At 71.5% G+C, this 24,828-nt stretch carries 23 protein-coding genes and 1 pseudogene; 16 read left to right on the plus strand and 8 right to left on the minus strand.

What is annotated here, in order from left to right:
• The first annotated feature begins 93 nt into the window (after positions 1-93).
• The 6 genes from OG622_RS38130 (at position 94) to OG622_RS38155 (ending at position 5,226) form a co-directional block, all read left to right on the plus strand.
• Positions 94-702 carry a DUF1349 domain-containing protein gene (locus tag OG622_RS38130; RefSeq protein WP_371581177.1) on the plus strand — a complete coding sequence of 203 codons (609 nt, stop codon included), beginning with the start codon at positions 94-96 and terminating at the stop codon, positions 700-702.
• A gap of 182 nt (positions 703-884) precedes the next feature.
• Complete coding sequence (locus tag OG622_RS38135) at positions 885-1,397, plus strand: N-acetyltransferase family protein (RefSeq protein ID WP_371581178.1); 513 nt, start codon at positions 885-887, stop codon at positions 1,395-1,397.
• 113 nt (positions 1,398-1,510) lie between these two features.
• On the plus strand, positions 1,511-2,227 hold the full coding sequence (locus tag OG622_RS38140) for a DsbA family oxidoreductase (RefSeq protein WP_371581179.1): 717 nt from the start codon (positions 1,511-1,513) through the stop codon (positions 2,225-2,227).
• Positions 2,228-2,335: 108 nt separating this feature from the next.
• Entirely contained in the window at positions 2,336-3,385 is a 1,050-nt protein-coding gene (locus OG622_RS38145) for an aminotransferase class V-fold PLP-dependent enzyme (RefSeq protein ID WP_371581180.1), read from the plus strand.
• A gap of 55 nt (positions 3,386-3,440) precedes the next feature.
• Entirely contained in the window at positions 3,441-4,049 is a 609-nt protein-coding gene (locus OG622_RS38150; protein WP_371581181.1) for an RNA polymerase sigma factor, read from the plus strand.
• A gap of 76 nt (positions 4,050-4,125) precedes the next feature.
• A complete protein-coding gene (locus OG622_RS38155) occupies positions 4,126-5,226 on the plus strand; it encodes a maleylpyruvate isomerase family mycothiol-dependent enzyme (protein ID WP_371581182.1) in 1,101 nt (366 codons plus the stop codon).
• Between the two features lie 131 nt (positions 5,227-5,357).
• On the opposite strand, the gene thpD is transcribed toward OG622_RS38155, so the two are convergent.
• The 5 genes from thpD to OG622_RS38180 form a co-directional block, all read right to left on the minus strand.
• Positions 5,358-6,245: an ectoine hydroxylase gene (gene thpD / locus OG622_RS38160; RefSeq protein WP_371581183.1), complete on the minus strand. Its 888-nt coding sequence runs from the start codon at positions 6,243-6,245 to the stop codon at positions 5,358-5,360.
• Positions 6,246-6,247: 2 nt separating this feature from the next.
• On the minus strand, positions 6,248-6,646 hold the full coding sequence (locus tag OG622_RS38165; protein ID WP_371581184.1) for an ectoine synthase: 399 nt from the start codon (positions 6,644-6,646) through the stop codon (positions 6,248-6,250).
• Positions 6,647-6,744: 98 nt separating this feature from the next.
• Positions 6,745-8,016 carry a diaminobutyrate--2-oxoglutarate transaminase gene (gene ectB, locus OG622_RS38170; RefSeq protein ID WP_371581185.1) on the minus strand — a complete coding sequence of 424 codons (1,272 nt, stop codon included), beginning with the start codon at positions 8,014-8,016 and terminating at the stop codon, positions 6,745-6,747.
• 68 nt (positions 8,017-8,084) lie between these two features.
• The gene (gene ectA, locus OG622_RS38175; RefSeq protein WP_371581186.1) at positions 8,085-8,636 is read right to left on the minus strand and encodes a diaminobutyrate acetyltransferase; all 552 of its coding nucleotides are present in this window, start codon (positions 8,634-8,636) and stop codon (positions 8,085-8,087) included.
• 334 nt (positions 8,637-8,970) lie between these two features.
• Complete coding sequence (locus OG622_RS38180; RefSeq protein WP_371581187.1) at positions 8,971-10,071, minus strand: alanine--glyoxylate aminotransferase family protein; 1,101 nt, start codon at positions 10,069-10,071, stop codon at positions 8,971-8,973.
• A gap of 214 nt (positions 10,072-10,285) precedes the next feature.
• On the opposite strand from OG622_RS38180, the gene OG622_RS38185 reads away from it, so the two are divergent.
• The 9 genes from OG622_RS38185 (at position 10,286) to OG622_RS38225 (ending at position 21,021) form a co-directional block, all read left to right on the plus strand.
• A complete protein-coding gene (locus tag OG622_RS38185) occupies positions 10,286-11,149 on the plus strand; it encodes a transporter substrate-binding domain-containing protein (protein ID WP_371581188.1) in 864 nt (287 codons plus the stop codon).
• Positions 11,146-11,985, plus strand: a complete 840-nt coding sequence (locus OG622_RS38190; protein ID WP_371581189.1) for an amino acid ABC transporter permease — start codon at positions 11,146-11,148, stop codon at positions 11,983-11,985. Before OG622_RS38185 ends, OG622_RS38190 begins: the two co-directional genes overlap by 4 nt.
• A complete protein-coding gene (locus OG622_RS38195) occupies positions 11,982-12,758 on the plus strand; it encodes an amino acid ABC transporter ATP-binding protein (protein WP_371581190.1) in 777 nt (258 codons plus the stop codon). The genes OG622_RS38190 and OG622_RS38195 overlap by 4 nt, the downstream gene beginning before the upstream one ends.
• Before the next feature lie 110 nt (positions 12,759-12,868).
• Positions 12,869-13,960, plus strand: coding sequence for an amidohydrolase family protein (locus OG622_RS38200; protein ID WP_371581191.1), 1,092 nt, complete (start codon positions 12,869-12,871; stop codon positions 13,958-13,960).
• Between the two features lie 273 nt (positions 13,961-14,233).
• Positions 14,234-15,088, plus strand: coding sequence for an ABC transporter permease (locus OG622_RS38205; RefSeq protein WP_371581192.1), 855 nt, complete (start codon positions 14,234-14,236; stop codon positions 15,086-15,088).
• A gap of 65 nt (positions 15,089-15,153) precedes the next feature.
• Entirely contained in the window at positions 15,154-16,014 is an 861-nt protein-coding gene (locus tag OG622_RS38210; protein ID WP_371584351.1) for a carbohydrate ABC transporter permease, read from the plus strand.
• 39 nt (positions 16,015-16,053) lie between these two features.
• Positions 16,054-17,706: a sugar ABC transporter substrate-binding protein gene (locus OG622_RS38215; protein ID WP_371581193.1), complete on the plus strand. Its 1,653-nt coding sequence runs from the start codon at positions 16,054-16,056 to the stop codon at positions 17,704-17,706.
• A 56-nt stretch (positions 17,707-17,762) separates the two neighbouring features.
• Positions 17,763-19,007 (plus strand): LacI family DNA-binding transcriptional regulator, encoded by a 1,245-nt coding sequence (locus OG622_RS38220; RefSeq protein WP_371581194.1) that lies wholly within the window; start codon positions 17,763-17,765, stop codon positions 19,005-19,007.
• Between the two features lie 124 nt (positions 19,008-19,131).
• Positions 19,132-21,021 carry a DUF2264 domain-containing protein gene (locus OG622_RS38225; RefSeq protein ID WP_371581195.1) on the plus strand — a complete coding sequence of 630 codons (1,890 nt, stop codon included), beginning with the start codon at positions 19,132-19,134 and terminating at the stop codon, positions 21,019-21,021.
• A 129-nt stretch (positions 21,022-21,150) separates the two neighbouring features.
• On the opposite strand, the gene cobC is transcribed toward OG622_RS38225, so the two are convergent.
• The 3 genes and pseudogenes from cobC to OG622_RS38240 all read right to left on the minus strand — a co-directional run.
• On the minus strand, positions 21,151-22,227 hold the full coding sequence (gene cobC / locus OG622_RS38230) for an Rv2231c family pyridoxal phosphate-dependent protein CobC (RefSeq protein ID WP_371581196.1): 1,077 nt from the start codon (positions 22,225-22,227) through the stop codon (positions 21,151-21,153).
• The gene (locus OG622_RS38235) at positions 22,217-23,158 is read right to left on the minus strand and encodes a sirohydrochlorin chelatase (RefSeq protein WP_371581197.1); all 942 of its coding nucleotides are present in this window, start codon (positions 23,156-23,158) and stop codon (positions 22,217-22,219) included. Before OG622_RS38235 ends, cobC begins: the two co-directional genes overlap by 11 nt.
• A 380-nt stretch (positions 23,159-23,538) precedes the next feature.
• Positions 23,539-23,907, minus strand: a pseudogene (locus OG622_RS38240) (cobalamin biosynthesis protein); the annotation flags it as partial.
• Positions 23,908-24,088: 181 nt separating this feature from the next.
• On the opposite strand from OG622_RS38240, the gene OG622_RS38245 reads away from it, so the two are divergent.
• A complete protein-coding gene (locus tag OG622_RS38245; RefSeq protein WP_371581198.1) occupies positions 24,089-24,817 on the plus strand; it encodes a ZIP family metal transporter in 729 nt (242 codons plus the stop codon).
• The last annotated feature ends 11 nt before the right edge of the window (positions 24,818-24,828 follow it).

Consider the following 24,828-nt stretch of genomic DNA (forward strand, 5'->3'; position numbering starts at 1 on the left):
GTTTCGGACCGCGCGTGCGTCATGGTTGCCCGCGCGGTTCCCCGCGCCCCCGAAGGGGCGCGGATGGGGGCGCGGAGCTGCGAGAATCCCCCAATGGACGTCAAAATTCCCGAACTCCCGTTCTCGCTCCGCACATACGGACCCGATGGGCACTGGTCCCATGAGGACGGGGTGCTCACCGGGTGGGCCGGTGCTCGGCAGGACCGGTTCGTGTCGCCCACCGGCGAGGGCCTGGATCCGGCTTCGGACGCGCCCCGGCTGCTGGGTGCGCCGGAGGGGGACTTCCAGCTGATCGCCCGGGTCACCGTCGGCTTCGCCGCCGGGTTCGACGCGGGCGTTCTGTATGTGCACGTGGGGGAACGGGCCTGGGCGAAGCTCTGCCTGGAGCACTCGCCGGACGTGCCGACCGTGTGCACGGTGGTCACCCGGGGACACTCGGACGACGCCAACTCCTTCACGGTGGAGGGCAGCTCGGTGTGGCTGCGGGTCAGTCGCACCGGCCGTGCCTTCGCCTTCCACGCCTCACGCGACGGCAAGCAGTGGACCTTCGTCCGCCTCTTCACCCTCGCCGGCGAGCACGAGAGCGGAGCCGCCCTCGTCGGCTTCATGACCCAGTCCCCGATGGGCGAGGGCTGCGTGGTCACCTACGACGAGATCGAATTCCGCCCGAACTGGCCGGAGGACCTGAGAAACGGCAGCTGATCCGGTCTTTTCAGGGGGGCGGGGAACCGGGCGCGAACGGGTCCGGGCCGTAGCCCCGAATCTTTGACAGGGCCGGTGACGGGGGTGGAAGGGGCGTAGCCCCTGGGGATGGGACGGGTAGGGGCGGCGGGGGCGAAAAAGCACCCCGGAACCACCCCGCCCCCGGTCACGTCCTCACCGGCATGATCAAGGACCGTGTGAACCGAGTGACCGGAGCGCGCGTGATCAGGACCGCGCTCCCCGCCGAGGCCCAGCCCATCACTGCCCTGCACGCCCGAGCCCGAGCGACGTACTACCCGGACGGCACCCCCGAGGACGGCACGGACTGGCTCGCCTCCTGGCAGCACGCCATCGAACGGCCCCACGGACAGGTGCTGTGCGTGGTGGAGGACGGTCGCATCACCGGCATCGCCTCTTTCCGCCGCGCCGAGGGCGCACCCGACGGCACGGTGTACCTCGCGCAGTTCCACGTAGACCCCGACCGGTGGCGCCGGGGCACCGGCCGGTCCCTGCACGCGGCCTGTGTGGAGGCGTGGCGGGCGGACGGCACACGCACGGCGGGCCTCTCCGTGCACATCGACAACCACCGGGCCCGCGCCTTCTACGCAGGCCTGGGCTGGACCCCCGACCCGCGCCACCCGCCCGCCCCGGACGACCACCACCTCCTGCTCATGTTCACGGTGGCCGGGGAATGAGGGTCGCCGGGGAATGAGCGTGGCCGGGGAATGAGCCAGGCTGCTTGAACGTTCATCAACCGTAGAGGCGGAGGGCGTCTCCGTACCCGTACGACCTGGAGAGAGCTGACACCATGCGCGTCGAGATCTGGAGCGACATCGCCTGCCCCTGGTGCTACGTGGGCAAGGCCCGCTTCGAGAAGGCGCTCGCGGCCTTCCCGCACCGTGATGGTGTCGAGGTGGTGCACCGCTCCTTCGAGCTCGACCCCGGCCGTGCCAAGGACGACGTCCAGCCGGTCCTCACCATGCTGAGCAAGAAGTACGGGATGAGCGAGGCGCAGGCCCAGGCCGGCGAGCACAACCTCCGTGAGCAGGCCGGCGCCGAGGGGCTCGCCTACCGGGCAGAGGGCCGGGACCACGGCAGCACCTTCGACATGCACCGCCTGCTCCACTTCGCCAAGGAGCAGGGGCGGCAGAGCGAGCTGCTGCAGGCCCTCTACCGGGCGAACTTCGCCGAGGAGCGGTCCGTGTACACCGACGCGGACGCGTATCTGGTCGAGCTGGCCGTCGAGGCGGGGCTGGAGGAGGGGGCGGTCCGCAAGGTGTTGGCCGACTCCGGCGCGTACGCCGACGCCGTCCGCGCGGACGAGCGGGAGGCGGCCGAGCTCGGCGCGAACGGGGTCCCCTTCTTCGTACTGGACCGGAAGTACGGGGTGTCCGGGGCACAGCCCGCGGAGGTGTTCGAGAAGGCTCTCACCCAGGCGTGGGGGGAGAGGCCGGCGCCGTTGCGGGTCGTGGCGGCCGAGGGTGCGGAGGCTTGCGGGCCGGACGGGTGCGCGGTGCCTCAGTAGGCCGCGAGACCCGCACCGCAGGTCAGCTGCCATGTATAAGCATTACTTGGGGAAAGCGCGCAGAACATCTCAATGGACGTGAGATGCGCCCGGCCGCACAGTGGTGACATGGAGACCTTCGAGAGCCTCGTCCGGACCGAGTTCGCCCCGAAGAACACCTATCTGAACACCGCGAGTACCGGGCTGCTGCCGGCCCGCACCGTCCACGCGATGAAGGCCGGTGTCGACTCCGTGGCGGCCGGGCAGCCGCAGGACATGTTCGCCGACGTGGAGGCCGCGCGGGCGGCGTTCGGGCGGATCGTCGGGGTGCCGGACCGCCGCGTGGCGGCCGGGGCCTCGGTCGCCGTCTACAGCGGGCTGATCGCGGCCTCGCTGCCCGAGGGCGCGGAGGTGCTGACCGCGGAGGCCGACTTCACGTCCCTCGTGAACCCCTTCCATGTGCGCGGCGACCTCAAGGTGCGCCAGGTCCCGCTGGAGCGCGTCGCCGAGTCGGTGCGCCCCGGCACGGCGCTCGTCGCGGTGAGCGCCGCCCAGTCCGCCGACGGCCGGGTCGCCGACCTGGGCGCGATCCGTGAGGCCGCGCGGGCGCACGGGGCGCGAACGTACGTGGACGCGTCGCAGTCCGTCGGCTGGCTGCCGATCGAGGCGGACGCGTACGACTACGTCGTCTCCGTCGCCTTCAAGTGGCTCGTCTGCCCGCGCGGAGTGGCCTTTCTCGTCGTCCCGGAGGACCTCGGCGGCCTCACCCCCCTCTTCGCCGGCTGGGTCGCGGGGCAGGAGCCGTGGGACAGCTGCTACGGCCCGGTGGAGGAACTCGCCGACTCCGCCCGCCGGTTCGACGAGAGCCCCAGCCTCTTCTCCTACGCGGGCGCCCGCCGGTCCCTGGCGCTGATCGAGGAGCTGGGCGTGGCGAACGTGCGCGATCACGACCTGGCGCTGGCCGACCGGTTCCGCGCGGGCCTGGCCGGCCTCGGCCACGAGCCGGTTCCGGCGCCCGGATCGGCGATCGTGTCGGTGCCCGGACTCGGCCATCGGCAGGCGGAATTGAGCCGAGCGGGGGTCGAGGTCTCCGATCGCGCGGGCCATCTGCGGGCCGCCTTCCACCTGTACAACACGCGAACGGACGTCGACCGGCTTCTGGACGTCCTGTCCGGCTGACTTCCGAGACCCACTGGCGCGGACCGTGCCTCGGACGCTAGGAAGGCATCACGAGGTGGTGGTGCCGGTGGAGCCGACGCTCGAACAGCCGTTCATCGATGTGGAGTTGCATCGGCGGCTGGTGTACGGGGACGAGTCCGCGCTGCGTGAGGCGTACGCGGCGTACGGGGGACTCGTCCGGCGGGTGGCCGTCCGGGTCACCCGCAGCCCGGCGGCCGCCGAGGACGTGGCGCAGGAGGTCTTCGCCCAGCTCTGGACCAGGCCCTACGGCTTCGACGCGGGCCGTGGCTCGCTGCGCACCTGGCTGTCCATGGTCGCCCACCGGAGGGCCGTGGACTGGGTACGCGGAGAGGCCCGGCACCGCAAGGACGCCCGCGCGGACGACTCCGCGCTGCACGCCATTCCCGACGCCGGGCCCGGCCCGGACGAGGCGGTCGTCGACCGCGAGCGTTCCCTCCTGCTGCACACCGCCCTCGCCGAACTCCCGCGCCCCCAGCGGGAGGTGGTCCATCTCGCCTACTTCGCGGGCCGCACCTACCGCCAGGCCGCCGTCGAACTGGGCATACCGGAGGGCACCGCGAAGACCCGGCTCCGCTCGGCCCTGCGCAAACTGGCGGAGTCCCTCGCGGACCCACCGGACCCGGCAGCGGTGAGGGGCGCGTGATGGGGGCGTACGCAACCGTCCGGGCCGCGCGGGGCGTGCGTATCGTGGACATGGCAGGGCGAAAGGGCGGCGCGCGATGACCAACGACCACGACGGCGTACGGGAGCTGCTGGCCGCCTGGGCGGTCGGCGCGCTCCCACCCGGCGACCGGCGGACGGTCCTCCCGCACCTGGCCGGCTGCGAATCGTGCGCGGCGGAGGCCGAGCGGCTCCGCGCCACCGTACGCCTGCTGGACGGTGCGGCGGGGCCAGGACCGGCACCGGGGCCGGAGCCGAGGCCGGGTGTCGCGCGGGGCGGTGCGCCGGGCGCCGCACGGGACGGCGCCGATGCCCTGCGGGCCGGTGCCGTGAACGGGAGCGCCGACGGTGTCCTCGCGCTCGCCCTCCGCTCCCGACGCCCCCGCGCCGCCGAGATCGCCCACCATGCCGCCCCCTACGCCGCCGCCGTGGCCGGACTGCAGGCGCTGGTCCCGGAGTTGGACGGCCGCTGGGGCACACCGGTCGTGCACGACTGGGACGCGCACGCCACCGTCGCGCATCTCGTCGCCGCCGACGAGCACCTCGCCGTGCACCTCGGCATCGACACGGGCCTGCCCGCCTCGCACATCCCGGAGGGGATGGCCGCCGAGGACGCCTGGGGCAGGCGTACCGCCGACGTCATCGCCCACGAGCACGGGCGCACTGCCGGGGAGACGGTCGCCACCTGGGCCGCGCAGGCCGCCGCGCTGCTGGCCACGCCCGAGGCCGGTGACCCCGAACCCGCGGCCCGAGCCGTCACGGTGATGGGCCTGCGGCTGCCGGTCGCCGACCACTTCCTGGTCCGCGCCTTCGAGGCGTGGATCCACACGGACGACATCGGCCGCGCGCTCGGCCTCCCCGTCCCCCCGCCCCCCGACGAACACCTCTGGTCCCTGGTCCGCCTGGCCGTCCGCATCCTCGGCCTGGCCCTCCACGACGCGCCCCCCGTCCTCTTCGAGGTCACCGGCCCCACCGACACCAGCTGGATCCTCGGCGACGACTCCGAGCCCGCACACGCCGAACTCACCCTGGATCCCGTCGACTTCTGCCTGCTGGTCGGCGGCCGGTACGCCCCGGAGGAGGTACCGAGAGGGATCACGGGCGACGAGAGCGCGGCACGGAACGTTCTGGAGAGGGCGGCGTCGTTGGCGTGGCTGTGAGAGAGGGCGCGCCCCGTGAGGGAGGCGGGGCTGTGCCCGATACAGCCGATTCAGCCGATCGGGACGCGTGAAAGGGCCGGGCGGTCGCTGAGGGGCAGCGACCGCCCGGCCCTCTCACCGGGACGGCGGGGTCACTTCACCGGGGTGAAGTCCCGTGCGCCGATGAACTCCGGCCGCGGTACCGGCGCCGAGAACGGCTCGACCGCCGTGTTCTCCACACTGTTGAACACGATGAAGACGTTGCTGCGCGGGAACGGCGTGATGTTGTCGCCGGAGCCGTGCATGCAGTTGCAGTCGAACCAGGTCGCCGAACCGGCCTTGCCCGTGAACAGCTTGATGCCGTACTCGGAGGCCATGGCCGTCAGCGCCTCGTCGGAGGGGGTGCCGGCGTCCTGCATCTGCAGCGACTTCTTGTAGTTGTCCTTCGGGGTGGCCCCCGCACAGCCGAGGAACGTCCGGTGCGACCCCGGCATGATCATCAGGCCGCCGTTGGTGTCGTGGTTCTCCGTCAGCGCGATCGACACGGACACCGCCCGCATGTTCGGCAGGCCGTCCTCGGCGTGCCAGGTCTCGAAGTCGGAGTGCCAGTAGAACCCGGACGCGCCGAAGCCCGGCTTCACGTTGATCCGCGACTGGTGGACGTAGACGTCCGAGCCGAGGATCTGCCGGGCCCGCCCGACGACCCGCTCGTCACGCACCAACCGCGCGAACAGCTCGCTGATCCGGTGCACCTCGAAGACCGACCGGATCTCCTGCGACTGCGGCTCGACGATCGAGCGCTCGTCGGCGCGGATCGCCGGGTCGGCGACGAGCCGCTCCAGCTCCTGCCGGTAGACGGCGACCTCGTCCGGCGCGATGAGCTGCTCGACGGGGAGGAAGCCGTCGCGCTCGTACGCCTGGAGTTCGGCGAGGGAGACCGGGCCGGGCGTGCCGGGGGAGCCCCAGACGACCGGGTCCTGACGCGGGACCGACACCTCGGTGGCTCCGCGGCTGGGGTAGAGGTCGGTGAGCGTGGTCATGGTCAGCCCTCCTCCGTCAGTAGGGGATAGACGCCGTTCTCGTCGTGGTCCTCCCGGCCGGTCACGGGCGGGTTGAACACGCAGAGGCAGCGGAAGTCCTCCTTCACCCGCAGCGTGTGCCGCTCGTGCCCGTCGAGGAGGTACATGGTTCCGGGCGTGATCGTGTAACTCCGCCCGGTCTCCTGGTCGGTGAGCTCGGCCTCGCCCTCGACGCACACGACGGCCTCGACGTGGTTCGCGTACCACATCGACGTCTCCGTACCCGCGTACAGAACCGTCTCGTGGAGGGAGAAGCCGACCTTCTCCCTGGCCAGGACGATCCGCTTGCTCTCCCAGGTGCCGGATGCCGACTTCACATGCCGGTTGGTTCCTTCGATGTCCTTGAACGAACGGACGATCACGGTGTTGCGATGCCTCCTCGATAGGATTTCAGCTGATCTGCTGCGATCTTCTGTGGTTCCTTGCGGTCTGTTGCAGTCTGTTGCAGTCTGTTGCGTTCTCAGACGGTCTCCCGCACGGCCCTGGCGAGGACGCGCAGCCCCTCGTCCAGCTCGCCGGGGGTGATGGTGAGGGCGGGCAGCAGCTTGACGACCTCGCTCTCCGGGCCGGACGTCTCGATCAGCAGCCCGAGTTCGAAGGCCCGGTGGGCGATCCGCCCCGCACGCGCCTTCTCGTGGAACTCGATGCCCCACACCAGGCCGCGCCCCCGGTACTCCTTCACGTCGGCGAGGTTCTCCTCGGTGATCGAGATCAGCGCCTCCTCGATCTGCTCACCGCGCGCCCGGGTCTGCTTCTCCATCACGGAGCCGTCCGCCCAGTACGCCTCCAGGGCGGCCGTCGCCGTGACGAAGGCGGGGTTGTTGCCGCGGAACGTGCCGTTGTGCTCGCCCGGCTCCCAGATGTCCAGCTCCGGCCTGAACAGGCAGAGCGACATCGGCAGCCCGTAGCCGCTGATGGACTTGGAGACGGTCACGATGTCGGGGGTGATGCCCGCCTCCTCGAAGGAGAAGAAGGCGCCCGTACGACCGCAGCCCATCTGGATGTCGTCGACGATCAGCAGCATGTCCTGCCGCTCGCACAGCCCGGCGAGAGCGCGCAGCCACTCCGGGCGGGCGACGTTGATGCCGCCCTCGCCCTGCACGGTCTCGACGATGACGGCGGCGGGCTTGTTCAGCCCGGACCCCTGGTCCTCCAACAGCCGCTCGAACCACAGGAAGTCGGGGACCTGACCGTCGAAGTAGTTGTCGAACGGCATCGGCGTCCCGTGGACGAGCGGAATCCCCGCCCCGGCCCGCTTGAAGGCGTTGCCGGTGACGGCGAGCGACCCGAGGGACATGCCGTGGAAGGCGTTGGTGAACGACACGATGGCCTCGCGCCCCTTCACCTTCCGGGCCAGCTTCAGCGCCGACTCCACCGCGTTGGTGCCGGTCGGGCCCGGGAACATGACCTTGTACGGCAGGTCGCGCGGCCGCAGCACCAGGTTCTGGAAGGACTCCAGGAACGCCCGCTTGGCGGTCGTCGACATGTCGAGCCCGTGGGTGACGCCGTCCCGCTCCAGATAGTCGATGAGGGCGCGTTTGAGTACGGGGTTGTTGTGGCCGTAGTTGAGTGAACCGGCGCCGGCGAAGAAGTCCAGGTACGAGTGACCGTCCTCGTCGAACATCCGGCTGCCCTGCGCGCGGTCGAAGACGGTGGGCCAGCCGCGGCAGTAGCTGCGCACCTCGGACTCCAGGGTCTCGAAGACGCTCAGGTCGGGCTGGGTGATGGTCACGTCGAATCGCTCCTCGATGCGTGGGGGGAGGGAGAGGGAAGAGAGAGGGGAGGGGGTGCGGGTGCGGCTCAGGGGGACAGCGGGCCGATGCGGTGGAGCATCTCGGGCTGGTGCGGGCCGTCGGGGAAGTCCGCCGCCTCGAACAGGACCGTGCGCTCGACGTCCGCGCCATGACGGTCGGCGTACGAGGCGAACAGACGCTCGGACGCGGTGTTGCCCGGCGTGATCGTGGTCTCCACGGTGGTCAGGGGGTGCCGTCGCGCGACCCGTGCGGTGAGCCCGTCCAGCAGCGCGGCCGCGAGGCCGAGCCCGCGGTGCGCCTCGTCGACGGCCACCTGCCACACGAGCAGGGTGTCCGGCCGCTCGGGCCGCACGTACCCGGTCACGAACCCGATCGGTTCTCCGGACTCGTCCCGCGCCACCACCGAGGTGTCCGCGAAGTCCCGGCACCACAGCAGATAGCTGTACGAGGAGTTCAGGTCCAGGGCTCCGGAGTCCCCGGCGATGCGCCACAGCGCCGCGCCGTCCGCCACGTCCGGGCGGTCGATCCGAATGCCTTCCATGATTTCCCGAGGTGCTTCCAGGGGCTGGGTGTGCAGGTCTGCTTGTGCGGCAGTCATACGGCTTGAATTTACCCAGCAGAATTTCGGATCGCATTGCCCCGAGGGGTTACGTATGCGATGCCCGCGTGTTATCACGCGGGCGTGAGTGCTCCAGGAAGGAGTGGGGGATCTGGTGCTGTTCGTCCGGAAATTACCGTACGAAAAGGGTGCGCTGTGGAGTCTGTCACACGTACGCAACCCTCACGAGATCTGCTCGAATCGCGCCCCTCGGTGTTCGCGAAATCTTCGCGTTTGAGGGAGAGGAGAGCGGGCAGAAGAATACGGGGTTCTGCCCGCTGAATTCAATGAATTCCCTCGGGGTGAAGTGCCGCTATTTCCGCGGGGAAGCCTTTTAGGCCCAGGCCTCCGCCGCCGCGCGGCGGGCTCCCTCCAGGTCCACCGCCCTGCCGAACCCGGTCAGCGCCGCCCCCAGCCCCGCGAGGCCGGCGTGCACGACCCCCGGGGTCGCGTCGGGGCCGTAGTGGTTCACCCGGACCATCTCCGAGGCGAGGGTGCCGCCGCCCGCGGCCAGCGGGAGGGCCGGGTCCGCGGCCAGCGCCTTGGCGACCAGCTCCGCCGCGTCGACCCCGGCGGGTGCCCGCAGGGTCGTGGCGACCGGCGCGGCGTCGACCGCCTCGTGGACGTACGGCTCCAGGCCCCCGCCCAGCGCGAGCGCCCCCGCCCGGGTCGCCGCGGCGGCGGACGCGTGCCGGGACATCACGGTGTCGAGCCCTTCCGCCTCGATGCGCTCCAGGCAGGCCTCCAGGGCCAGCATCTCCAGTTGGGCGGGCGCGTGGAGGAGCGCGCGGCGGCCGCCGTCGATCCAGCGCTCCTTCCAGTCCAGGAGGGAGAGGTACGAGCGGCGCGGGGCCTGCGGGTTGGCCGCCATCCGCGTCCACGCCCGCTCGCTCACGGAGATCGCCGACACTCCGGCCGGTCCACCCATGGCCTTCTGCGCCCCGATGACGCACAGGTCGACACCCCACGCGTCCGGCAGCACCGGCTCGGCGCCGACGGAGGCGACCGCGTCCAGGTAGAAGAGGGCGCCGTGCTCGCGGACGACCTCGCCGATCTCCGCCACGGGATTGGTGTTGCCGGTCGCCGCCTCCGCGTGGACCAGCGACACGAAGTCGATCGCCGGGTGCTCGGTGAAGGCGTCCCGGATCCGCGTGGCCGTGACCGCCGTGTGGAAGGGCACGGTCAGGTCGATCACGGTCGCCCCGCAGTCCCGCAGCCAGTTCCCGAAGGTCTGCCCGTACGGGCCGGTGATCACGTTCAGCGCGGTCGTACCGGGCCCGGCGGCCCCGCGGATCGCGCCCTCCAGCGGCAGCAGCGCCTCGCCCTGGGTGATCACGACGTCCTGCGCGGTGGACAGCAGCCGGGCCACCCGGTCCTCGATCGACGCGAAGTGCGCCGCGCTCAACGGGGCCAGATCCAGAAACGGGTGTGTCACGGGGTGCTCTCTTCGTTCACGGGGTAGATGGTGTCGAGGGTAGGTCGAGCGTCATCAGTGTGCTCGGGACCTTTCCGGCCGATGACTTCCGAGGTCGAACAACTCCATGACCATCACATTGGTTTGAGAGAGTCAAAGATTTCCTTATAATCGGATGTCTGTGCCCCATCTGTGCTTCACAGGTTCCCCAGTTCCCCCCACAGGAGGTCTCCCCGTGAACTCGGTCCTCGGACGCCGCACCCGCGTGCTTGCCGCCATCACCGCGACGGCCGGGCTGCTCCTCGTCGCCGGCTGTTCCTCGGACGGCGACGGCGACGGAGGCGGCACCAGGACCGCGGCCGGTGGGGTCGAACTGGTGAAGGCCGGTCAGCTCACGACCTGCACCCATCTCCCGTACCCGCCGTTCCAGTCGGAGATCGACGGCAAGGCGCAGGGCTTCGACGTGTCGCTGATCGACCTCGTCGCCGACGACCTGGGCGTGAAGCAGGTGATCGTCGACACCCCGTTCGAGAACTTCAAGACCGGCGCCTTCCTGAACTCCGGCGAGTGCGACCTCGCCGCGGCCGGTATGACGATCACCGACGAGCGCAAGAAGAACGTCGACTTCTCCGACCCGTACTTCGAGGCCACCCAGGCCGTCCTCGCCGCCAAGAAGACCGACATCCGCTCCTTCGCGGATCTCAAGGGCGACGGGGACTTCAAGGTCGGTACCCAGGCGCAGACCACCGGCGAGGACTACGCCAAGAGCCAGGGCCTCGACCCGGTCTCCTTCGAGTCCTCCGACGCCGTCCTCAACGGTCTGCGCGCCGGCCAGGTCGACGCCGTCGTCATCGACTACCCGGTCGTCCAGGGCTGGCTGAAGAACGCGGAGCTCGCCGACGCCTACGCGGTGGCCGAGCAGATCAACACCGGTGAGGAGTACGGCATCACGGTGAAGAAGGGCAACACGAAGCTGCTCGCCGCCATCAACAAGGCGCTGGCGGACGCGAAGTCCGACGGCACGTACAAGAAGCTGTACGAGCAGTGGATCGGCCCGTACGACGAGGACGCCGCCTCCGCCTCCCCGTCCGCCTCATGAGCCCGACCGACACGGAGTCACCGCTCCAGCCCAAGAGGAAGGGCCTGAGCCGGAGCCGTAAGCGCGCCCTGTCGCGGGGCGCGCAGTACGTCGTGTTCGTCGCGGCCGTCGTCGCCTTCGCGGTGTCCGCCGACTGGGCCCGGCTGAAGAACCAGTTCGCCCAGTGGGACATCGCCGAGGAGATGTTCCCCGACGTCATCACGCTGGCGCTGAAGAACACCGTGCTGTACACGCTGTCCGGCTTCGTGTTCGGACTCGTCCTCGGCATGGTCATCGCGCTGATGCGGCTGTCGTCGGTGGGCCCGTACCGCTGGTTCGCCGGTGTGTACATCGAGATCTTCCGGGGCCTGCCGGCCCTGCTGATCTTCATCTTCATCGGCGTCGCCGTGCCGCTGGCCTTCCCCGGCACGGAGATCCCCGGCGGCACCTACGGCAAGGTGGCCCTCGCGCTCGGTCTGGTGGCCGCCGCGTACATGGCGGAGACGATCCGCGCGGGTATCCAGGCGGTCCCCAAGGGGCAGCTGGAGGCGGCCCGTTCGCTGGGCTTCTCACCCGCGCGCGCGATGGTCTCGATCATCATTCCGCAGGCGTTCCGGATCATCCTGCCGCCGCTCACCAACGAACTGGTCCTCCTCTTCAAGGACTCCTCGCTCGTCCTGTTCCTCGGCGTCACGCTGGAGGAGCGCGAACTGTCCAAGTACGGCCGCGACCTGGCCAGTACCACCGCCAACTCCACGCCGATCCTGGTCGCCGGCCTGTGCTACCTGCTGGTGACCGTCCCGCTCGGCTTCGTCGTGCGCCGTATGGAGGCGAAGGCCCAGGAGGCCGTGAAATGACCCGGCCCGAGATCCAAGTACGCGCTCTGCACAAGTCGTTCGGCGACAACGAGGTCCTCAAGGGCATCGACCTGGAGATCGGCCGGGGCGAGGTCGTGTGCGTGATCGGCCCGTCGGGGTCGGGCAAGTCGACCCTGCTCAGGTGCGTGAACCTCCTGGAGGAGCCCACCAGCGGCCAGGTCTTCGTCGGCGGCACCGAACTCACCGACCCCGATGTCGACATCGATGCCGTACGCCGTCGTATCGGCATGGTCTTCCAGCAGTTCAACCTCTTCCCGCACCTCACGGTGACCGAGAACCTCACGCTGCCGCAGCGGAGGGTCCTCGGGCGCGGCAGGGCGAAGGCGGCGAAGGTGGCCGCCGAGAACCTGGAGCGCGTGGGCCTGACCGAGAAGGCGAACGCCTACCCCGCCTCCCTCTCCGGCGGTCAGCAGCAGCGGGTCGCGATCGCCCGCTCGCTGTCGATGGGCCCCGAGGTGATGCTGTTCGACGAGCCGACGTCGGCGCTGGACCCGGAGTTGGTGGGGGACGTCCTGGCGGTGATGCGCATGCTCGCCCAGGAGGGCATGACGATGATGGTCGTGACGCACGAGATGACGTTCGCCAGGGAGGTCGCCGACAGGGTGGTCTTCATGGACGGCGGGGTCATCGTCGAGGACGGTCCGCCGAACCAGGTCATCACCGACCCGAGCCACGAGCGAACGCGCCACTTCCTCTCGCGTCTGCTGGACCCGGCGATGGCGAATGTCGAGGAGGACGACAGCGCCCCGTGAGGGGCACGGGGCTGTGACATGTGCGGCTCCGCCGGGTGGGCGCGGCCGGCCGCGACAGAACACCACCCGCGGTCGACATGGCGCCCCGGGGGAGCCTTATCGTGCGGTATATGAGCGATCACGCGGTGCTGCACGTGAAGGGACGGATCCTCGTCGGCCCGGAGGACGTCCGCGACGACCTCTGGGTCGTGGACGGACGCGTCTCCTACGACCGTCCGTCCGGCGCCCGGGACGTCCGTACCGTCGAGGGCTGGGCCCTCCCCGGCCTGGTCGACGCGCACTGCCACGTGGGCCTGGGTGCGCACGGCCCGGTGGACGCCGACGTGGCGGAGAAGCAGGCGCTGACCGACCGCGAGGCGGGCACGCTGCTGATCCGCGACGCGGGTTCACCCTCCGACACCCGCTGGATCGACGCCCGCGACGACCTCCCGAAGATCATCCGGGCCGGCCGTCACATCGCCCGCACCCGCCGCTACATCCGGAACTTCGCCCACGAGATCGAGCCGGAGGAGCTCGTCGCGTACGTCTCCCAGGAGGCCCGGCGCGGTGACGGCTGGGTGAAGCTGGTGGGGGACTGGATCGACCGCGGCGTCGGGGACCTGACCGCGTGCTGGCCCCGGGAGGCCGTCGAGGCGGCCATCGCGGAGGCCCATGTGCTGGGCGCCCGGGTGACCGCCCACTGCTTCGCGGAGGACTCCCTGCGCGACCTCGTCGAGGCGGGCATCGACTGCATCGAGCACGCGACGGGGCTGACCGAGGACCTGATCCCGCTCTTCGCCGCCCGCGGCGTCGCCATCGTCCCCACACTCGTCAACATCGCCACGTTCCCGTCCATGGCGGCCGGCGGCGAGGCCAGGTTCCCGCGCTGGTCCGCGCACATGCGCCGGCTCCACGAACGCCGCTACGACACCGTCCGCAACGCCTACGACGCCGGCATCCCGGTCTACGTCGGCACCGACGCCGGCGGCTCCCTCGCCCACGGCCTGGTCGCCGCCGAGGTCGCGGAACTGGTCACCGCCGGCATCCCGCCGCTGGACGCCCTCGCGGCCACCACCTGGGCCGCCCGCGACTGGCTGGCCCGCCCCGGTCTGACCGAGGGCGCCCCCGCCGACCTGGTGGTCTACGCGCAGGACCCCCGCACGGATGTGCGGGTACTGGCGGCACCGTCGAGGGTGGTCCTGAACGGGCTGGTCGTCGGCTAGGAGCGGCGTCAGCGCCGGCCACGTCCGGGCGGCCAACGGTCGAGATTCAACTCCGTTGTCTGTCAGGACTGTTGACCGCGCACTGAAAACGTTTTAACTTTCCCTCGCTCCGACTTCGAGATGTGAGGGGGACCCGTGGCCGCTGTACTACGGGAACGCGCAGGTGCAGAGGAGGTAGGGTCGGCGAGCCGTCGGACGGACGAGCCGTTACCGCGACGAAAAGGTTTTCAGAGCAAGGGCCGGATCCGGAGCTCCCGCGCACTCGTCCTGCTCATGCTCCCCGGCCTCGGCTACTTCCTGCTGTTCCATTACGGCGCCCTGGCCGGCAACCTCATCGCGTTCAAGGAGTACGTGCCGTTCGACGGCATCTGGGCCAGCCCCTGGGTCGGCACGGGCAACTTCCAACGGATGTTCGTGGACGAGGCGTTCTGGGCAGCCGTCCTCAACACGGTCTGGATCGCCGTCCTCCAGCTCGTCTTCTACTTCCCGGTACCGCTCGCCCTCGCCCTGCTGCTGCACAGCCTCACCCGGAGCAGCATCCGCCGCTTCGTGCAGTCGGTCGCGTATCTGCCGCACTTCATCTCATGGGTGATCGTCGTCGCCCTCTTCCAGCAGTTGCTCGGCGACACCGGACTGCTCAACTCCTCGCTGGACGGCATGGGTCTGAGCACCGTCGACATCATCGGCAACCCGGACGCGTTCCGGCCGCTCACCGTCGCCCAGGTCATCTGGAAGGACGCCGGCTGGGGCACGATCATCTTCCTGGCCGCGCTCGCCCAGGTCGACGAACAGCAGTACGAGGCCGCCGCGATCGACGGGGCAGGCCCCTGGCGCCGCTTCTGGCACGTCACGCTGCCCGCCATCCGCCCGGTGGTCGTGCTGCTGCTCATCATGCGGCTCGGCGAGATCCTCTCCGTCGGCTTCGAGCAGATGCTGCTCCAGCGCGACGCGGTCGGCCCGGAGGCCGCCGAGATCATCGACACCTTCGTCTACTACCAGGGCATCGTCGGCGGCGACTACGGATTCGCCGCCGCCGCGGGCCTGTTCAAGGGCGTCATCGGCGCGCTGCTCGTCTACGCCGCCAACAAGGTCGCCCACCGCCTCGGCGAACAAGGGGTCTACAAGTGAGCGCCCGCACCAGCACCCGGACCGCCGGCCGCCGGGCCCCCCGTACCGCCGTCCGGCCCGGCTGGATGGAGAAGCCGAAGCCGGTGACCCAGGCCGCCAAGGCCGTCGCCCTCGCCGCCGTCGTCCTCCTGGTGTGCGTGCCGTTCCTGGTGATCGTGTCGACGTCCCTCGCCTCCACCGACGAGGTCGTGGCCAACGGCGGCTGGGTACTGTGGCCGACCCAGCCCAGCCTCGACGCGTACCGCGACATCCTCGACGGCGGCATCGTCACCCACGCCCTCGGCGTCAGCGCCGGCGTCACGCTCGTCGGCACCCTGCTCAGCCTCGCCTGCACGGTCACCCTCGCCTACGCGCTCTCCCGCCCCGGCGTCTTCGGCGGCCGGCCGATGCTGCTGCTGATCCTGTTCACCTTCCTCTTCCCGCCTGGCATGATCCCGAGCTTCCTGCTGGTCAAGGAGCTGGGTCTGCTGGACAGTTACGCCTCGCTCGTGCTGCCCGTCCTCGTGAACGTCTTCAACCTCGTCGTCCTGCGCGGCTTCTTCCAGGGCATCCCCGAGGAGCTGTACGAGGCCGCGCGGCTCGACGGGGCGGGGGACTGGCGGGTGCTGTTCTCGGTCGTCCTGCCCCTGTCCAAGGCCGCGCTCGCCGTCGTCGGACTGTTCTACGCGGTGGCGTACTGGAACTCCTGGTTCTACGCCTCGCTGTACCTGGAGAGCGACCACTGGCCCCTCCAACAGGTCCTGCGCACCTACGTGGTGGCCGGCTCGGGCCTCACCGACGCGACGACCGGCGAGGGCACGATCAGCGCCCCGCAGACCGTGCAGATGGCGGTGCTGGTGATCGCCACCGTGCCGATCCTGCTCGTCTACCCCTTCCTGCAGAAGTACTTCACCAAGGGCGTGCTCACCGGCGCCATCAAAAGCTGATACGTCATCAAGAGCCGCATGTAGAAAGGTGACCTGCCCATGTCCAGCATGTCCCGACGCACGCTCCTGCGCTCCGTGGCGGTGGGTGGCGCGGCGCTCTCCGCCCCCGCCCTGCTGTCCGCCTGTTCCACCAGCTCGGGCGACGGCGACGTCTCCAACGCGGGCAAGAAGCTGGCCCCGTGGCCCGCCTACCGCCCCACCGCCAAGGCGCCCAAGCCCGACCTGGAGCCCACGGAGGCCGGTGTCCAGGCCGGGTACACCGCCTACCCCGCCGACCTGACGCAGTCCGTGGCCCGCACCCCGGGCGACGGCTCCACCGTCAAGGTCATGACGGTGTCCTTCGGCGTACCGCCGAAGCCGGCCTCCGCCAACCAGTTCTGGGCGGCCGTCGAGAAGGCCCTCGGCGTGAAGATCGAGTACACGATCGTCTCCCAGGCCGACTACCAGAAGAAGATGGCCACGGTCATGGCCGGCGACGCCGACGGCCTGCCCGACATCATCAACATGTTCTCCGGGTTCGTGCTGCCCCGCGAGGGCCAGTTCGTGCAGCGCCGCGCCGAGGACCTCACACCGTTCCTGTCCGGCGAGGCGATCGCCGACTACCCGAACCTCGCCAACATCCCCACCCACGCCTGGCGCGACATGGGCCGCATCGGTGGCCGTATCCACGGCATCCCGCTGGAGCGCCCGCTGCCCGGCTCCACGCTCTGGATCAACCAGGGCACGTTCACCGACGCGGGCATGAAGGAAGGCTGGACCTCCGACGACTTCGCCGCCGTCGCGAAGCAGGCCACCAGCGGCAGAACGTACGCCCTCGGCGCTGCGCAGGGCTCCGGGTTCTGCAACGGCTTCCACTCCGCCGCCCACAACGCGCCCCAGGGCTGGGCCGTCTCCAAGGACGGCACATTCCTGCCGGGCTACGCCGACGAACGCTACAAGGCGTCCATCGCCTTCCGGGCCCGGTTGCGCAAGGAGGGCTCCTTCTACCCGGAGTCGACGTCCGTCTCCCAGATCGACCTGACCACCCTCTACTACAACGGCACCGTCGGCTCCATGCAGGACGGCTTCGGCGCGTACCTGCCCAAGTACCGGGAGGCCCCGGACGGGATGACACCGGCCGCCGCGCTGCCGTACAGCGTGGGCGGCACGTCCGGCGGCATCGTCGCCGCCCGCCGCTCCTTCGGCTACACCGTGCTGAAGAAGGCGAAGAAGGAGCGCATCGAGCTTCTCCTGCGCATCCTCGACTACCTCGCCGCCCCCTTCGGCAGCAAGGAGTGGGAGCTCGTCCACTACGGCGTCGAAGGCACCCACTTCACCCGAGGCAAGGACGGTTCGCCCCAGCCGACCAAGCTCGGCGATGTCGAGAACAACACCAACCTGCCGCTGAAATACCTCGCCGAGGGCCCGCAGGTGCTGTTCGTGCCGGGTATGCCCGACGCCGTACGGGCCCTGCACGCCTGGCAGCAGAAGGTGGTGCCGCACGCCGTCCGCAACGCCTCCTTCGGTCTGCAGTCCACCACGAACAACGCCAAGGGCGCGACGCTGCAGACGCTGCTCGACGACACCGTCACCGGGATCGTCGCGGGACGGATCCCGCTGTCGGAGTGGGACGCGACGGTGAAGAAGTGGCGGGCCGGGGGCGGCGACAGAATGGCCGAGGAGTTCGCGAAGGACCACACGGCCAATACGTGAACAACGGCCGGCGGCCGGCGGCGGCGGAACAGGAGACGCGGGGGATGGGAAGCGACATGGCACCCAAGCAGACGGAGCCCACGGAGCCGATGCCCGAGGGGCTGGTGCGCAGGTCGTCGGTGCCGGGGACACCCGTGCCCGACCCGCTGATGCCCAGGACGCCGGTGCCCGGGGCGCCGGCGTCGGGGGAATCGGTGTCGGAGGATCCGGTCTCCAGGGCACCGGTCTCCAGGGCACCGGCCACCAAGGACCCGGTGTCCAAGGGACGGATCACGATCCGGGAGGTCGCCGAGCGGGCCGGGGTGTCGACGGCCACCACCTCCCGCGCGCTCAGCGGCAACCATCCCGTGCCCGCCGCCACCCGGGCCCGCGTCCTGCGCGCCGCCCGCGAGCTCGACTACGTCGCCAACGCGCACGCCCGCGCCCTGGTCGGCGGCGGCCGCAAGATGGCCGCCGTCGTCGTCCGCCAGGTCACCAGCCCCTTCTACGCCCAGGTCGCCGAGGGCGTGGAGGCGGAGGCCGCCGACCGGGGCTGGCTGTGCGTGGTCGGCGCGACCGGGGGAGACCCGCAGCGGGAGATGGACTTCGTGCGGCTCATGCGGGAGGAGGGGGCCCGCCTGGTGATCCTGGTGGGCGGGGTCGTCGAGGACGACGCGTACCGCTCGCGCGTGGCCCAGTACGCGCAGGCCCTGGACTCCTCCGGGGCCCGGCTCGTGCTGTGCGGCCGGCCGGCCCCCGATCCCGGGATCCCGGCGCTGGTCGTCGAGTTCGACAACGAGGCGGGGGCGCGGGCGATCACCGGGCATCTGCTGTCGGCCGGGCACCGCCGGATCGTCTTCCTCGGCGGGCTGCCCGGGAACACGGCGCTCGACGCCCGCGTCGCCGGGTACCGGGCCGCGCTGGCGGAGCACGGACTGCCGCCCGAGGCCGCGCGGGTCGTGGACTGCGGCCTCGGGCGCCCCGCCGGGCTGCGTGCGATGACCGAACTGCTCAAGGAGACACGGGAGTTCACGGCCGTGTTCGCGGGCGACGACATGGTCGCGGCGGGGGTGCTCCGCGCGATCGCCGACATGGGGCTGAGCGTTCCCGACGACATCTCGGTGGTCGGATACAACGACATTCCGCTGGCCGAGGACTTCAATCCGCCGCTCACCACGGTGCGCACGCCCGCAGAGGAGTTGGGGCGGGCGGCTGTGCGGATCGCTCTGCGGGATCCGGAGCGGGGGGCTGGGAGCCATCACCTCCTGGGCACGCACATAGTCGTGCGGCGCAGTGTCGCTGCTCCGCGGCGGCCGTCGTGATGGTGCGGGTCGTGTGTGGCTGGTCGCGCAGTTCCCCGCGCCCCTGAGGGGGCGCGCCGCCCCCGCTCCTGACGGGCGCGCCACCCCTGCCCCTGTCCACAACTCACGGAGGATTCACCCCCGAATGACCGCGCCGCACGTGTCGACCGCCGATCACTCGACGCTCCCGCCCACCGATCTCCTCCTCTCCCCCCTCACCGGCTGGACCCGCGCCCACTGGGAAGCCGTCGCCGATCGGCTGCTCGACGGGCTGGTGCCGTACGCGTCGCCGGGGCTGGCCCAGTACCGGCTGCCCGGGCGGGCCAGTCACTCCGGGCCCCTGTCCGACGGGCTGGAGGGGTTCGCCCGCTCCTTCCTGCTCGCGGCCTTCCGGATCGCGGGTTCGGGCGGACGGGTCTCCCCGGCCCTGATCGAGCGGTACGCGGCCGGGCTCGCCGCCGGGACCGATCCGCGCGGCGGCGCCGAGCGGTGGCCGGCGATCACGGACCGGGCGCAGCCCATGGTGGAGGCCGCGTCGATCGCGATCGCCCTGCACGAGACCCGCCCGTGGCTGTGGGACCACCTCGACGACGCCGTACGCGGGCGGATCGCCGACTGGCTGGGCGGATTCGTCGGAGCCGATGTCAACGACTCCAACTGGCGGCTCTTCCAGGTGATCACCGAGGAGTTCCTCGCCTCGGTAGGCGCCCCGCACAGCCGCGCCGAGATCGACGCGGGGCTCGCCCGGCTGGAGGACTGGTACCGGGGCGACGGCTGGTACACGGACGGCGACGGACGGAAGTTCGACTACTACAACGGCTGGGCGCTGCACCTGTATCCGGTGCTGTGGGCGCGGATCGCGGGCCCCCGGGCGGACGCGGGGCTGGTGGCCCGGCATCGCGGGCGGCTGCGTGAGTTCCTCGGCGCCCACCAGCACTTCTTCGGCGCCGACGGGGCACCGGTGCACCAGGGCCGCTCGCTCACCTACCGCTTCGCGACCGCCGCCCCGCTGTGGGCGGGCGCCCTCGCGGACGCCACGCCCCTGCCGCCAGGCCGCACCCGCAGGCTCGCCTCCGGTGCCCTGAAGCACTTCGCGGAGCGGGGCGTGCCCGACGAGCGAGGTCTGCTCACGCTCGGCTGGTACCGGCCCTTCCTCCCCGTCACCCAGCGCTACTCGGGCCCCGCCTCCCCGTACTGGGCGAGCAAGGCCTTCCTCGGCCTCCTCCTGCCCGCGAGCCACCCCGTGTGGACCGCGCCGGAGGAGCCCGCGCCCATCGACACGGCCGACATCACGCTCGCCCTGCCCGGCCCCGGCTGGCTGCTGCACTCCACCGCGGCCGACGGGCTCGTACGGCTCGTCAACCACGGCAGCGACCGGTTGCCGCCCCCGCCCGCGCCCGCCGACGACAGCCCGCACTACTCCCGGCTCGCCTACTCCAGCGCCACGGCACCGGAGACCCCGCCACCTCCGGAGGCCGGCCCCGACAACCACCTCGCCCTGCTCGCCCCCGACGGGACGCCCTCCCCGCGAGGCCGTATCCATCCCCTGGGCGTCGGGGGCCGCCGCGCCGCGTCCCGGTACGGCGACGGCACCGAGACGGTCAGCGTGGTGCACGGCCCCTGGGAGGTGAGGGCGCACCGCTTCGAGACCCCGACCGGCACGCCCGTACGGGAAGGGGGGTGGGCCGTGGCCGACGATGCGGAGCCGTCTGTGGAGTTGTCGGGTCCGGGCTGGGCCCTCGCCCGCCGCGCGGACGGTCTGACCAGCGTGATCGTGGGCCTGCACGGCTGGGGCGACGGGCCCGGAGCCGTGGCCCGGGCCGTCGGCGCGAACGCGTACGGGAACCATTCGGCGACACCCGTACTGCGAGGGCCCGCCGGCAGCGGCCCGGTCCTGGTCACCCTCGTCATGCTCAGCGGCGACCCGCGCGCCCCCCACACGGGGGCGAGCGCGACGGTCGACGCCGCCGGGGACGTGGACATCCGCTTCCCGGACGGCACCCGGGAACGGGTGTGCTGGAACGAACTGCCTTAGGAGCAACGGCCGCTGACAATCTCTCAGGATCAGCGGCCCCCTGAGGAGCAGCGACCCCTCAGGGGCGATGGCCGAAGTGACGATTTCGCCGAACCCCGTGACTCCCTGACGTGGTTGAGCCCCTTCCGCTCAGCGGTCCGCCAGCGTCATCGCCCGGTCCAGTGCCTGGAGGAAACCGTTGACCGTGACCCGGTCGCGGACCGCCAGGCGCAGCCATTCCTCGTCCAGCCCAGGGAAGGTGTCGCCGCGACGGACGGCGAAGCCGAGGCTGCGCAGATGCCGTCGTACGGCGGTCGCGCGGGGCAGCCGGATCAGTACGAACGGGCCCTCGGCGGGCTCGGCCACGACGAGGCCGTCGGGGCCGAACTCCCGCAGCCCGGCGACCAGATGGGCCCGGTCGGCGGTGATCCGGCCGGCCGCGTCGGCCGCCTCCGCCAGCGCCCGGTCCGACACGCAGGCCTCGGCCGCCGCGAGGGCGGGAGTCGACACCGGCCACAGGGGCTGGGCGCGTTCCAGTTCGGTGATCGTCCCCGGGTCGGCGAGGACGTAGCCGATCCGCAGGCCGGCCAGCCCCCAGGTCTTGGTGAGGCTGCGCAGGACGACGAGGCCGGGCACGTCCGTCCGGCCGGCCAGCGCCTCACGCTCGCCGGGCACCGCGTCCATGAACGCCTCGTCGACCACCAACGTCCGCCCCGGCCGGGCCAGTCGGGCGATGGACGCCGCCGGGTGCAGCACCGAGGTGGGGTTGGTCGGGTTGCCGATGACGACCAGGTCCGCGTCGTCCGGCACGGCCGCCGGGTCCAGCCGGAAGCCGTCCGATTCCCGCAGCAGCACCCGGTCCACGGTGTGCCCGGCGTCCCGCAGTGCGGCCTCCGGTTCCGTGAACTGCGGGTGCACGACCACGGGTTGACGGGCCTTCAGGGCGCGGGCGAGCAGCACGAAGGCCTCGGCGGCTCCGGCCGTGAGCAGCACCCGGTCCGTAGGCAGCCCGTGCCGGGCAGCCACCGCCTCACGGGCGGCCCGCCCGTCGGGGTAGGCGGCCAGCCCGGTCAGCGACCCGGCTATCCGCTCCCGCAGCCAGGCGGGCGGTGTGTCGGACCGGACGTTCACGGCGAGATCGATGAGCCTCGCCCCGTCGTCCCGCACCTCGGCGTCGCCGTGATGCCGCAGGTCGTGCTTGCTCCCGGAGTCGGATTCAGTGTGCATGGGAGTGCGCGTGTCCCCACTGGTGATGATCGTGGCCCTGCTGACCGTCGTCGTCCGGATGGACGCGCGGCTGTCGCGGCAGCCCCGAGGCGTTCTCGACGCCGGGCGGGGTGCCGCCGTGGGCGGAGCGGTCGTACGCATCGCGGTTCATGTGCGGGTCGCCCTCCAGCGCCTCCCGGTACCGCTCCACGACCAGATCGAGCAGCTCCGGCTCCGGTCCGATGACATCGGCCGACCGTACATCGATCTCCGGACGAGCGGCAGCCCAGCCCTCGGTCTGCTGCCGCACCCGGTCCGCCGGCCCGCCGGTCAGCGGGAAGTACGGCAGCACGACGATCCGCCGCGCGCCCAGCTTCACGCACCGGTCGAGACCGCTCGGCACGTCCGGCGCCGCCAGCGACACGAACGCCGTCTCCACGCCCGCGTACCCGCGCCCCTCCCACAACAGCCGGGCCGCCCTGTGCACCTCGGCGTTGGCCCCGGGGTCGGTGGACCCGTGCCCGACGAGCAGCACGGTCACATCGGCCCGGTCACCCGGCGTACGCGGCGCGGGCGACCCCAGTGCCTCCTCCGTCCGCCGCTCCAGGAGGTTCAGCAGGGCAGGGTGCGGGCCCGGCGGACGCCCGCACGTGTACGAGATCGCCGGGTGCCGCTCCCGCACGAGGGCCAGCGCCGCCGTCACGTCCCGCTCGGCCCGCCCGGTGGGCTCCGACGTCAGCGGGACCACGGCGAACCGTCGTACCCCCCGCTCCGCCAGCTCGTCCACGGCCTCGCCCAGCGACGGCCGGGACGGCCCGACGAAGCCGCCCACGACGGGCAGCCCGGGATGGCGGTGCCCCAGCTCGCGCAGTAAGCCGCGGAAGGCCTCGGCCCCGGCATCGTCCCGGGTGCCATGACCGGCGATGAGCAGGGCGGGCGGCGGGGTGGTCACGATGTCTCCTCGGAAGTGACGGCATTGGTTGAGGCGGAAGCTGGGTGCGGGTGCGGGTGCGGGTGCGGGTGCGGGTGCGGGTGCGAAGCGGAACGCGGTTGGTGCGGGACGGCGTTCATGGGTGGGTCGGCGGTGGTCACCGTCGTCCCGAGCGTCCCGGCGTCCACCGAGCCGCCGTGTCTCCCACAGCCACAGCCACAGCCACCGTCTCTGTCTCTGTCACGGCCTCGGTCTTGCTCTTGCTCTTGCTCTTGGTCCTGGTTTTGCTCTTGGTCACGACGATCATCATGCCGACCGGCGCCGGGGCCGGCGAAGTCAGGGCCCGTAGACCGGCTCGACTCGTCCGGCAGCGACGCGTCCCGCACCGCACCGGCCGACGCGACGGCACACGTCACCCTCGCCGATCGTCCGTCCAGCGGCTCCGACTTCCGCTTGGGCACGAGGAGTCGGCCGCCGCTCACCAGCGCGGCGGCCTCCGCGACGGACGGGGTGGCGACGGAGGCGAGGGGCGCGTCGGAGGGGTTCGGCACCTCCACCGTGGCCAGTTCCTCGGCGGAGTAGGTGACCAGGGGAACGCCGAGGCGTTCGGCGGCCCGGACGATGCCGGGTTCGTCGGCCTTGGCGTCGACGGTGGCGAGCACGGCGACCGACCCGGGCGAGAGACCGGCGTCCCGCAGGGCGCCCTCGATCAGGCAGAGGATCTCCGCCACCGGCGCGCCTCTGGAGGCGCCCACACCGATGACGAGGGAGCCGAGCAGATGGTCAGCCACTGCAGAGCCCCGTAAGGGGCGCCGGGCTGCGGCAGAGGCGGCTCCGCCGCGTGGGCGCGACCAGCCACGACGAATCCGCGGTCAGAACCCGGCCTCCCCACTCCGCACTCGCTCGGGGCGCCGCAGCCGACAGCCCCCGCTCTTCCGGTAGCAAGTACGCATGGCGGTCTTCGTAGCACTCGGCGCGTTCCTGATGACGCTGGTCGGCGGCTGGACGGCACAACGGGTGACGGACCGCCGTCACCTGGTGCTGGGCCTGGCCGGCGGCCTGATGCTGGGCGTGGTCGGCCTCGACCTGCTCCCCGAGGCACTGGAGGCAGCCGGCGGCGAGATCTTCGGCGTACCGGCGGCGCTGCTGCTGTTCGTCGCCGGCTTTCTCCTGGCCCACCTGGTGGAACGCCTGCTGGCCGTACGCCAGGCGGCGCACGGCGGGGAGGAGAACAACGGCCGTACGCCCCAGGTGGGTCTGACGGCCGCCGCCGCGATGGTCGGGCACAGCGCCATGGACGGCGTCGCGATCGGCGCGGCCTTCCAGATCGGCGAGGGCATGGGCATCGCGGTCGCGCTCGCGGTGATCGCCCACGACTTCGCGGACGGCTTCAACACCTACACGCTGACGAGCCTCTACGGCAACGCCCGCCGCCGTGCGCTCGCGATGCTGTTCGCGGACGCGGCGGCCCCGGTGGTCGGAGCCGCCTCCACCCTGCTGTTCACGATCCCGGAGGGCCCCCTCGGCTGCTACCTCGGCTTCTTCGGCGGCGCGTTGCTCTACCTCGCCGCCGCCGAGATCCTCCCCGAGGCCCACCACGAACACCCGGCCCGCTCCACCCTGCTGTGCACCGTCGCCGGAGCGGCCTTCATCTGGCTGGTGGTGGGCGTGGCGGAGTGAGCGGGAGGGCG

Source organism: Streptomyces sp. NBC_01314 (genome assembly GCF_041435215.1).
Taxonomy (GTDB): domain Bacteria; phylum Actinomycetota; class Actinomycetes; order Streptomycetales; family Streptomycetaceae; genus Streptomyces.

What these genes read in the sequence shown, in the direction of transcription:
- OG622_RS38130 (WP_371581177.1), top strand. Translation starts at nt 94, where the DNA reads ATGGACGTCAAAATTCCCGAACTCCCGTTCTCGCTCCGCACATACGGA.
- OG622_RS38135 (WP_371581178.1), top strand. Translation starts at nt 885, where the DNA reads ATGATCAAGGACCGTGTGAACCGAGTGACCGGAGCGCGCGTGATCAGG.
- OG622_RS38140 (WP_371581179.1), top strand. Translation starts at nt 1,511, where the DNA reads ATGCGCGTCGAGATCTGGAGCGACATCGCCTGCCCCTGGTGCTACGTG.
- OG622_RS38145 (WP_371581180.1), top strand. Translation starts at nt 2,336, where the DNA reads ATGGAGACCTTCGAGAGCCTCGTCCGGACCGAGTTCGCCCCGAAGAAC.
- OG622_RS38155 (WP_371581182.1), top strand. Translation starts at nt 4,126, where the DNA reads ATGACCAACGACCACGACGGCGTACGGGAGCTGCTGGCCGCCTGGGCG.
- thpD (WP_371581183.1), bottom strand. Translation starts at nt 6,245, where the DNA reads ATGACCACGCTCACCGACCTCTACCCCAGCCGCGGAGCCACCGAGGTG.
- ectA (WP_371581186.1), bottom strand. Translation starts at nt 8,636, where the DNA reads ATGACTGCCGCACAAGCAGACCTGCACACCCAGCCCCTGGAAGCACCT.
- OG622_RS38190 (WP_371581189.1), top strand. Translation starts at nt 11,146, where the DNA reads ATGAGCCCGACCGACACGGAGTCACCGCTCCAGCCCAAGAGGAAGGGC.
- OG622_RS38195 (WP_371581190.1), top strand. Translation starts at nt 11,982, where the DNA reads ATGACCCGGCCCGAGATCCAAGTACGCGCTCTGCACAAGTCGTTCGGC.
- OG622_RS38200 (WP_371581191.1), top strand. Translation starts at nt 12,869, where the DNA reads ATGAGCGATCACGCGGTGCTGCACGTGAAGGGACGGATCCTCGTCGGC.
- OG622_RS38205 (WP_371581192.1), top strand. Translation starts at nt 14,234, where the DNA reads ATGCTCCCCGGCCTCGGCTACTTCCTGCTGTTCCATTACGGCGCCCTG.
- OG622_RS38210 (WP_371584351.1), top strand. Translation starts at nt 15,154, where the DNA reads ATGGAGAAGCCGAAGCCGGTGACCCAGGCCGCCAAGGCCGTCGCCCTC.
- OG622_RS38215 (WP_371581193.1), top strand. Translation starts at nt 16,054, where the DNA reads ATGTCCAGCATGTCCCGACGCACGCTCCTGCGCTCCGTGGCGGTGGGT.
- OG622_RS38220 (WP_371581194.1), top strand. Translation starts at nt 17,763, where the DNA reads ATGGCACCCAAGCAGACGGAGCCCACGGAGCCGATGCCCGAGGGGCTG.
- OG622_RS38225 (WP_371581195.1), top strand. Translation starts at nt 19,132, where the DNA reads ATGACCGCGCCGCACGTGTCGACCGCCGATCACTCGACGCTCCCGCCC.
- cobC (WP_371581196.1), bottom strand. Translation starts at nt 22,227, where the DNA reads ATGCACACTGAATCCGACTCCGGGAGCAAGCACGACCTGCGGCATCAC.
- OG622_RS38245 (WP_371581198.1), top strand. Translation starts at nt 24,089, where the DNA reads ATGGCGGTCTTCGTAGCACTCGGCGCGTTCCTGATGACGCTGGTCGGC.